This window comes from Rhizobium sp. BK376, assembly GCF_004341625.1.
Lineage (GTDB): Bacteria > Pseudomonadota > Alphaproteobacteria > Rhizobiales > Rhizobiaceae > Rhizobium.
Genome location: NZ_SLZG01000060.1, coordinates 1 through 9,405, shown reverse-complemented (window position 1 = coordinate 9,405; position 9,405 = coordinate 1). Strand labels below are relative to the sequence as shown.

At 59.3% G+C, this 9,405-nt stretch carries 10 protein-coding genes and 1 pseudogene; 9 read left to right on the top strand and 2 right to left on the bottom strand.

The window, feature by feature from the left end:
- The 5 genes from EV561_RS36120 to EV561_RS36100 form a co-directional block, all read left to right on the top strand.
- Positions 1-333, top strand: a 333-nt coding sequence (locus EV561_RS36120) for a TCP-1/cpn60 chaperonin family protein (RefSeq protein WP_281026237.1), incomplete at its 5' end; no start/stop codon positions are given.
- A gap of 60 nt (positions 334-393) precedes the next feature.
- Positions 394-639 carry a hypothetical protein gene (locus EV561_RS36115; protein ID WP_132528653.1) on the top strand — a complete coding sequence of 82 codons (246 nt, stop codon included), beginning with the start codon at positions 394-396 and terminating at the stop codon, positions 637-639.
- 48 nt (positions 640-687) lie between these two features.
- A complete protein-coding gene (locus EV561_RS36110; RefSeq protein ID WP_132528652.1) occupies positions 688-1,107 on the top strand; it encodes a hypothetical protein in 420 nt (139 codons plus the stop codon).
- A gap of 85 nt (positions 1,108-1,192) precedes the next feature.
- Entirely contained in the window at positions 1,193-2,287 is a 1,095-nt protein-coding gene (locus tag EV561_RS36105; RefSeq protein ID WP_132528651.1) for a glycosyltransferase family 4 protein, read from the top strand.
- A 13-nt stretch (positions 2,288-2,300) separates the two neighbouring features.
- On the top strand, positions 2,301-4,508 hold the full coding sequence (locus EV561_RS36100; protein WP_132528650.1) for an amylo-alpha-1,6-glucosidase: 2,208 nt from the start codon (positions 2,301-2,303) through the stop codon (positions 4,506-4,508).
- A gap of 29 nt (positions 4,509-4,537) precedes the next feature.
- Here the strand turns inward: EV561_RS36100 and EV561_RS36095 are convergent, their stop codons facing one another.
- Positions 4,538-4,759 carry a hypothetical protein gene (locus tag EV561_RS36095; protein WP_132528649.1) on the bottom strand — a complete coding sequence of 74 codons (222 nt, stop codon included), beginning with the start codon at positions 4,757-4,759 and terminating at the stop codon, positions 4,538-4,540.
- 214 nt (positions 4,760-4,973) lie between these two features.
- On the opposite strand from EV561_RS36095, the gene EV561_RS36090 reads away from it, so the two are divergent.
- From EV561_RS36090 to EV561_RS36075, 4 genes and pseudogenes are all read left to right on the top strand, one after another.
- A complete protein-coding gene (locus EV561_RS36090; RefSeq protein ID WP_132528648.1) occupies positions 4,974-5,450 on the top strand; it encodes an Hsp20 family protein in 477 nt (158 codons plus the stop codon).
- 96 nt (positions 5,451-5,546) lie between these two features.
- On the top strand, positions 5,547-6,056 hold the full coding sequence (locus EV561_RS36085) for an Hsp20/alpha crystallin family protein (protein WP_132528647.1): 510 nt from the start codon (positions 5,547-5,549) through the stop codon (positions 6,054-6,056).
- A 65-nt stretch (positions 6,057-6,121) separates the two neighbouring features.
- A pseudogene (locus EV561_RS36080) lies at positions 6,122-7,195 on the top strand (Do family serine endopeptidase); the annotation flags it as partial.
- A gap of 355 nt (positions 7,196-7,550) precedes the next feature.
- Positions 7,551-8,978 carry a PAS domain S-box protein gene (locus EV561_RS36075; protein WP_348633772.1) on the top strand — a complete coding sequence of 476 codons (1,428 nt, stop codon included), beginning with the start codon at positions 7,551-7,553 and terminating at the stop codon, positions 8,976-8,978.
- A gap of 66 nt (positions 8,979-9,044) precedes the next feature.
- Here EV561_RS36075 and EV561_RS36070 read toward each other — a convergent pair.
- Positions 9,045-9,405: ATP-binding protein (locus EV561_RS36070; RefSeq protein WP_132528644.1), on the bottom strand; the 361-nt coding region annotated here is incomplete at its 5' end.

The window sequence follows — 9,405 nt, the reverse complement described above, 5'->3', positions numbered from 1 at the left end:
AACCAGGACCAGAAGGTCGGCGTCGAGATCGTCCGTCGGGCAATCGAGTCCCCTGTCCGTCAGATTGCCGAGAATGCCGGCGCCGAAGGCTCGGTCATCGTCGGCAAGCTGCGTGAGAAGAGTGAGTTCTCCTATGGCTGGAACGCCCAGACCGGTGAATATGGTGATCTCTATGCCCAGGGCGTCATCGACCCGGCCAAGGTTGTTCGCACCGCCTTGCAAGACGCCGCCTCTGTTGCCGGCCTGCTCGTGACCACCGAAGCCATGATTGCCGAGAAGCCCAAGAAGGAAACCGCTCCAACGCTGCCCGCAGGCGCCGGAATGGACTTCTAAGTGCTCACTGTGGCTCGTCCCGCCGTATGGGACGAGCCGTTATTGAGGAAGGTGAAACACATGGTTCAAGCAAGGATTGAGCACTCACCCGAGCCACTCTACTCGAACGACCTCGCGGTCTGCCAGAAAGTCTTCGATGAAATCCAATCGAGCGCCGGGTTCGTCAAGAAGTCGGAAGAAGCTGATCGGATAGCTACCATCCTCGTGGAACTGTACCGGCAAGGCGTCCACGACCCCGATCAGCTCAAAACGATGGTTCGGGCGGCGCGAGGGCTCTTCGAGAAAACTCCGCTCCAAGCGGCTTGAATATCTTGTGCATGACATCCATAGATTCGATTTCAGTGGAGCCAGACGATGAGAAAGGAAAACATACACTCCTCTGTCCCAATGGAAGCCGCAGCGGCGATCAGCGTTGCGCATCTGCTTCATCCGGCGACGCAGTTCAGTCATCCACGCGATGTGCTTGACGCCGAGCATATCAGTAAAGACGAGAAGCGAGCCATTCTCGCTTCATGGGCCTCCGACATCTTTTCGGTCGAATCGATCCCAGCCCTTCGACTTTACCCCGGCACGGATAAAGCCGTGTCCTACGACGACATCATCGCCGCTTTGAAAATCCTGGATAAGGACGGTGAAGCAAGCGGCGAACGCGCGTTCGCTTGCTCCGCTTTCCCCAGACGCCAACGCCGCCATCCGCGAACGCGCCGATTTGGCGGGCTCGGCCTGTGCAGTTATTGGAAAGGAGAACGTCACCGACAACCATTCGAGATATAACCACTTCGCACCTGCCGCGTGCCTCTGGAGGACGCGACCCTGATTTTTGCCGTCGACTCTTTGCTCAATCGAGGAGGTTTTGCCGATGAAGATCGCTCAGATCGCACCGCTCGCTGAAAGCGTTCCGCCCAAGCTTTATGGTGGAACCGAGCGCATTGTTTCCTATCTCACCGACGCACTCGTCGCTCACGGTCACGACGTCACACTCTTTGCCAGCGGAGATTCGATTACCGAAGCGAAGCTCGTGTCGTGCTCAGATGTGGCGCTCCGTCTTAATCCCGCCGTCAAAGATCACCTGCCGCATCAGGTTGTGATGCTGGAGGAAATCCGGCGTCGGGCGCATGAATTCGATGTGCTGCACTTCCACATCGATCTCCTGCATTTCCCGCTAATTCGTGAGTTTGCCGACCGGACGGTCACCACGCTGCACGGCCGCCTTGACCTGCCGGACCTCAAGCCCTTCTACTCGGTTTTTCCCGATATCCCGCTGGTGTCGATCTCCAATGATCAGCGCCGCCCAATGCCGCCAGTCAACTGGTCAGGGACGGTCTATCATGGCCTCCCTCACGACCTGCTGCCATTCACGGAGAAGCCCAAGGGCAACTACCTCGCGTTCCTCGGGCGCATATCGCCTGAGAAACGCCCCGACCGGGCGATCGAAATCGCGGCGAAAGTTGGCATGTCCTTGAAGATGGCCGCAAAGATCGACAATGCGGACAAGGCCTATTGGGAAACGGTGATCGAGCCGCTCGTCAGGAGCCATCCGAACGTCGATTTCATCGGCGAGATCAACGAGCGTCAGAAGGCCAATTTCCTCGGCAATGCCGGCGCCCTGCTTTTCCCGATCGACTGGCCCGAGCCGTTCGGACTGGTGATGATCGAAGCGATGGCCTGCGGCACACCAGTAATCGCATTCGGATGCGGGTCCGTGCCGGAGGTCATTGACAACGGTGTCTCCGGAATCCTCGTCGACAGCGTGGCAGACGCGGCCGAGAACGTCGAATGGGCGCTCAAGATGGATCGGAAGAAAGTTCGCGCGACATTCGAGGCGCGTTTCAGCGCCGAGCGGATGGCTCGGGACTATCTGGACATCTACCGCAATCTCCCCGGCGTGCGCACCAAGGCGGCCCCGCTGCGGCGTGCCAACGGTCAGGGCCTGGATCTTCAGGTCGTGGCATAGGAGGCGTGCTGGCATGTCGAGCCTCTTTGTTTCCAGCAACTCAGCCGATACGTCGGCAGGTCCGGCCAGCCCCGTGGCCCAGTTCTTCATTCCGGCCACAGCCTCGCTGCAGGAGCGACGGCCGCGAACGCTTAAGCACGGCGACACCTTCGCCGTCTTCGACCACAATGGTGACGCGCTTTCCGGGCCTGGTAGCCCGGAAGGCCTCTTTCATCGGGATACGCGTTACCTCTCGCATCTACATCTGACGATCAACGGCAAGCGGCCGATGCTTCTGTCGTCGACGCTGCGCGACGACAACGCGACGCTGACCTGCGATCTCACCAATCCCGATCTTTTTGATGAGAGGGGTAAGCTCACACTTGAGCATGATCTCATTCATATGCGCAGGACACGCTTTCTGTGGAATGCGGGTTGCTATGAGCGCTTGGCAGTGAGGAACTACGACGAGCGACGACAGCAAGTGCGTATCGAAATTTCGTTCGGGGCGGACTTCGCCGATCTGTTCGAGGTTCGTGGAACCGTCAGGGCGAGGACGGGTCGCCATCTTCCGACCGTGGCGGAACAGGACCGCGTTCTCCTTTCCTATATCGGCCTCGACGATAAGAAGCGCGTCACGCAGTTGTCCTTCGATCCGCGCCCGAACGCACTTGGGAGCGGCCATGTCATTTATGATCTTGATCTGGCTCCACATGAAACTCGGTCGCTGTTCATCGAGATCGGCTGTGACCGTGACGGGGAGCAAGCCGCGCACCGCTCCTTCTTCCTGGGCCTGCGTGATGCCCGTCGCGCCTTACGCGCTTCTTCGTCGCGAGCGGCCTCGATCCTGACGTCCAACGAGATATTCAACGAGGTCGCGCGGCGGAGCGTTTCCGACCTCTACATGCTGATGACGGACAAGCCGGAAGGTCCCTACCCATACGCCGGCATTCCCTGGTTCAGCACCGTTTTTGGCCGCGACGCGCTGATCACCGCGCTGGAAACGTTGTGGCTGGATCCGCAGATCGCCCGCGGTGTCCTCGGTCATCTGGCCGCCAATCAGGCGACAGAAGTCGATCTGGCGGCGGATGCCGAGCCTGGAAAGATCCTGCATGAAGTTCGTTACGGCGAAATGGCCGAGCTGGGCGAGGTACCTTTCCGGCGCTATTACGGCAGCATCGATTCCACGCCACTGTTCGTACTGCTGGCCGGCCAGTACCTCAAGCGAACAGGCGATCTTGCCATAATCAATCGCCTTTTGCCGAATATCGAAGCAGCCCTCACCTGGATCGATGAGCACGGCGATCGCGACGGCGATGGCTTCGTCGAATACGGACGACTGACGGAAGAAGGGCTCATCAATCAAGCCTGGAAAGACAGCCACGATTCTGTTTTTCACGCCGACGGCAGTCTTGCCAAAGGTCCGATCGCCATTGCCGAGGTCCAGGCCTATGTCTATGGCGCCTGGCGGGCAGCGGCCGAGATCTTCCGCCGACTTGGTAGACCAGAGCGTGCAGCGAAATTTGTCGCACGGGCGGAAGGACTTCGCGGTGCCTTCGATGCAGCTTTCTTCGATGAGGAACTTGGCACCTTCGTTCTGGCGCTCGACGGAAACAAGCGGCCCTGCCGGGTCCGCTCCTCCAATGCCGGCCATGCCCTGTTCACCGGGATTGCCTATCCAGAGCGAGCCGCTCAGGTCGCCAAGACACTGATGAACGCCTCGTCCTTCTGCGGCTGGGGCATCCGCACCATCGCCTCTACCGAGGCACGCTACAATCCCATGAGCTATCACAATGGCTCGGTCTGGCCGCATGACAATGCAATGATCGCCAGCGGCCTTGCCCGTTATGGCTACCGCGGCGAGGCGACGCGCATATTCGAGGGCCTGTTCGCCGCGTCGACCTATATCGACCTGCGCCGACTTCCCGAACTCTTCTGCGGGCTTTCGCGCCAGCGGGCGCAAGGGCCGACCTTCTATCCGGTTGCGTGTTCTCCACAGGCGTGGGCGGCGGCAGCTCCGTTGTCTTTGTTGCAAGCCTGCCTAGGCCTAGACTTCGATCCACACGCTCAGGTGATCGGCTTCAACGAGCCTCAACTCCCCTCTTTCCTCGATGAGGTGATCGTGCGACATCTGCAAGTCGGAAACGGCTCGGCCGACGTTGCCATACGCCGCTCCGGACGCAGCATCGTGGTTGACACCCTTGGCCGCCAGGGCGAGGTGCGCGTGTTGACCACCGCTTAGGCGAGGCCGCTTCCAGACAGGCGCCTCTCCTACTCCAACTCCTCCTCGTCTGAGACAAGAAGGTCGATCAACAAGGCGGTTCTGCCCGTCGGCAGAGGCCTTCGTTCACTCATCAAGGCTTCGTCGCTATTGACCCATGCGAAGGCTTCCGCCAGTTCAGTCTGGCTGGCACCCGTCGCCACGACATCAGCTATCAAAGTTTCGTCGACAGGTCCGAGGATGGCGATGACGTCTTCGGAGGTCATTGTCATACCCATTGCTCCTTTTGTTTGATCACAGGAATCTGGTGGACCAAACAAAAAAATCAATTTTTTTCAGCGGGCATATCCAAGGTTCTTGAAACGGCAAGCGACTGAATTATATCAATATTGTTCGATTGCCCAATTGGAATCGACGAAGTCCAGGAGGCGCCATGTGCTCTTGGCGCCTCCTTGTATCCATGTTGCTTACAAGGAGGATATGGCTATGAGGACCAACCTTGATTTCTCTCCCCTGTTCCGGTCGAGCATCGGCTTCGACCGAATGCTGAACGCGCTTGAGGCTGCAAGCCGCGCCGAGGCGGTGGACAACTGGCCGCCCTACGACATCGTCAAGTCCGGTGAGGACGAATACCGTATTGCCATGGCGGTGGCGGGCTTTTCGCAGGACGAACTGACGATCACGCAGGAGCAGAACATGCTCTTCGTGTCCGGCCAGAAGGCAAATGCTGATGATGTTCAGTATCTGCATCGCGGCATCGCGGGCCGCTCGTTCCAGCGCCGATTCGAACTCGCCGACCACGTCAAGGTGGTGGGCGCCGGCCTCGTCAATGGCCTGCTGACCATCGATCTCAAGCGCGAAATCCCTGAAGAGATGAAACCGCGCCAGATCGCGATCAGCACCGGTGAGGCGCTGCCCCTGGCGGAGATCAAGCAGATCGAAGCAAACAAGCAAGCGGCTTAAGCTTCCAGCAACGCGAACGCGCGCAAAGGCGCCGGGCGACGCCCGGTGCCAGCAACGAGGCCTTGCCGACTGAACCACAAGATAAGGAGAACAAACATGAGTGTTCGTGATTTGATCCCCTGGGGCCGTAACAATGGCAATCAGGTTCCGGGACTGCCGCGCGATAACGACCGTGACCCCTTCCTGTCGCTGCATCGCGAGGTCAACCGCCTGTTCGACGACGTCTTCCGCGGCTTCGGCTCCGGCTTGCCGTCGTTCGCTACCACCTCTGGCCCCGGTTCCAACTGGCCGAGCGTCGAGATCTCCGACACCGACAAGGAGATCAGGATTACGGCTGAAGTGCCCGGCCTGGAGGAGAAGGACATCGAGGTCCTGCTCGATGACGGCGTGCTAACCCTGAAGGGTGAGAAGCGCTCGGAGACCGAAGATAAGGATCGGCAGTTCACGGAGCGCTATTACGGGCGCTTCGAGCGCCGTATTCCGCTCGGCGTCGAAGTCAGGGAAGATGAGGTTGATGCACGCTTCCGAAACGGCGTGCTGACCATCACCTTGCCCAAGGACGAGAAGGCGCAGTCCCAGGTCAAACGCATCGCTATCAAACATTAAGGAAGAAGCCGGGGGACGTCCTCCGGCTTTTTCTGCGTCAGCATGCTCGAAACGAGGGAGGGACTATGTCCGCGTTCGTAAGGCTCATCAGGCCATTGATCATCGTCTTCACCGTCACCTTGCTCATTGGCGGCGTTCCAGCCCAGGCGCAGTTCGTTCCCGGGATCGGCGGCAGCGTGCCGACGCTTGCTCCGATGCTGGAGAAGGTCACGCCAGCTGTTGTCAACATCTCGGTCGTCTCGCAGGCTCCCGAAGAGGACAACCCGCTCTACAGTGACCCGTATTTCCGACGCTACTTCAACCTTCCGGATAAGCCCCAGGCGGAACCCCGTCTAAGCGCCGGATCGGGGGTCATTGTCGATGCGACACGAGGCTACGTGTTGACGAACCATCATGTCGTGGCCAATGCCCGAAAGATCCTCGTGACGCTGAAGGACGGGAGGCGGCTGGATGCTAAGCTTGTCGGCTCCGACAAGGGTACCGACATTGCGGTTCTCCAGATACCGGCCCGCAATCTGACGGCGTTGCCTTTCGGTGACTCGGACGCGTTGCGCGTTGGCGATTATGTTGTGGCGATCGGAAATCCGTTCGGTCTTGGGCAGACTGTCACATCCGGCATCGTCAGCGCGCTTGGCCGAAGCGGTCTCAGCCGCGAAGGTTATGAAGATTTTATCCAGACGGACGCTTCAATCAATCCAGGCAATTCGGGCGGCGCATTAGTCACCTTTGACGGGAGGCTTGCAGGGATCAACTCCGCCATCCTCAGCCCGGCTGGTGGCAACATCGGTATCGGTTTCGCCGTACCGAGCAAGATTGCCCGAGCTGTCATGTCGCAGCTGGTCGAGCACGGCGAAGTGAAACGGGGGAGGCTCGGCGTCGCAATCCAAGATCTTGATCCAGACATCGCCGCTTCACTTGGCCTGGGTGATGTTCGAGGCGCACTAATTGCAGCAGTCGAGGCTGGATCACCGGCCGCCGCGGCTGGCCTAAAACCGGGCGACGTCGTCGCAGCCGTTAACGGCCGGCCTGTGCAAGGGGCGGCAGATCTGCGCAACTTTATCGGTCTAGCAGCCGCAGGCACCCAGATCCAGCTTACCGTGAGGACTGCCAGTTCCGAGAAGACAGTCAAAGCACGTATCGCGGGGTCGTGATGGAAAGTTGCAGCTCGGGCAACGACCGAGGATGCAGTTATCGGCACTCGGAAGGGCTGGAGGAGCTTTCCGTCGTTGCCGTCCTTCGCGTCGCCTCCATCAGAGAGTTAGTGCTGAAAGAGCGCCCAGGGTGGTGGGCGTGTCCCCTTGTTATCGCGTTCAAGGGGCTTAAGTTCCCATCTCCAACCTTTTGTTTCTTTTAGGGCGTGATGTGTCTGCAGTCGGATTGAACGAAACCGCGTGTGCGGGAATAGCGCATATGATCGAGCGCGGGCTTTGGGACCACTCCATCCTAGGACCGCCGTCAGAATGGCCCACCTGTCTGAAGTCGGCGGTGGACATCATGCTTCCCTCGCACGCCCAGATCGTCATGTTCTGGGGCGACCGGTATGTGGCCCTTTATAACGATGCCTACGCTCCCACGATTGGCCTTAGGCATCCACGCGCATTCGGAAGGCCGGCAAAGGAGAACTGGAGCGAACTCTGGGATGACCTCCAGCCTTTGTTGGATCGCGTCCTCTATGGTGGAGAAACTGTTTCCGCCAGAGACCGCCAATTCTACATCGAGCGCCATGGACATCCGGAAACCGTCTACTTCGACATTTCCTATTCGCCGATCAAGGACGAAACCGGCCTTATCCGTGGTGTCTTCTGCATCGTCAGCGAGACCACAGAAAGGGTGCGTTCGCAGTATGCGCTTAAGGAAAGTGAAGAACGTCTGCGGGCGCTGTTCTCCCAGTCCGCAGCGGGTATCGGCCAGACCGACCTCAAAGGCCGGCTGACGCTCGTCAACCAGCGCTTCTGCGAGATGCTTGGCTATCAGCGAGAGGAGCTTGTGGGCATCCGCTTCCAGGATCTAACGTTTCTGGACGATCGTCCGGAGGCCGAGCGCCTTTTCCGGCGCCTCGTCGAAACCGGTGATCCCTTTGATATGGAAAAGAGATGCGTACGACGGGACGGAGCTATCGTATGGACAGCCGTCTCGGTCTCGGCTCTCAAAGAAGATAATGGTGCAATCCGGCAGATCGGCTTCATCGCCATTGATATTTCCGCGAGAAAGAGCGCCCAGGAAGCGGAGCGTCTGCTCGCGTCCATTATCGCGTCCTCGAATGATGCTATACTCAGTATCGATCTGAACATGACGATCACCAACTGGAACGCCGCCGCCGAGAGGCTCTACGGGTATTCCCGAGACGAGGCGGTGGGAAAGTCGGTGCTCATGCTCGTTCCGGAAGAGCGCCATGACGAGGAGCCGGAAATTCTTCGAAAAGTCAGCGCCGGAAAGGTCGTGGAGCCGTACGAGACGCAGCGCCGACGGAAAGACGGGCGCCTGGTCGACGTTCAGCTTAGCGTTTCTCCCATTTACGACAGCAATGGAAAGACGATCGGCGCCTCCAAGATGGCCCAGGACATCACGGCCCGGAAGGAAGCTGAACGGCTGCAATCGGTGCTGACCGGCGAGCTGAACCATCGGGTCAAGAATGCGTTTTCGACTGTCATCGCTATCGCTAAGCAGACGTTGGATGGGGACGAAACGGGTCGCAATCAGGTGAGTGCTTTCCAGGATCGGCTCATATCAATGGCGAAGGCACACGATCTGCTTACGCATCGGGACTGGCAGCGTGCTGACCTTGGCGAGTTAGTCAAGCAAGTTCTCGAACCCTATCCGCCAGAACGGTTCGAGATCGAGGGCTGCGCTGTGCTTGTCAACGGCGGAATAATTTCCGGCCACGGGGCGGAGCAAAAGTCGGCCACTGTTGCGCCGGCCTGAGACCGCCGGGAGGGCGTAGCCCGAGCGGGGGTCTCAGGCCGGCGCGGCGATTTTTTGAGGAGTGTTTTAGCCGGCCTTTCGGGCGCGGCTTTGAGCGAGACGATAGCTGTCGCCGTTCATCTCGAGGATGTTGACGTGGTGGGTGATGCGATCGAGCAGAGCGCCGGTGAGACGTTCGGACCCCAGTGTTTCCGTCCATTCGTCGAAAGGCAGATTGCTGGTGATCAAGGTGGCGCCGCGCTCGTAACGCTGGGAGATCAGCTCGAACAGCAGTTCGGCGCCGGTCTTTGATAGTGGCACAAATCCCAGCTCGTCGATGATCAGCAGCTTGGAGGCGGCCATCTGCTTCTGGAACCGGAGCAGACGCCGCTCGTCGCGCGCCTCCATCATCTCGCTGACCAGGGCCGCCGCCGTCGTGAAGCCGACG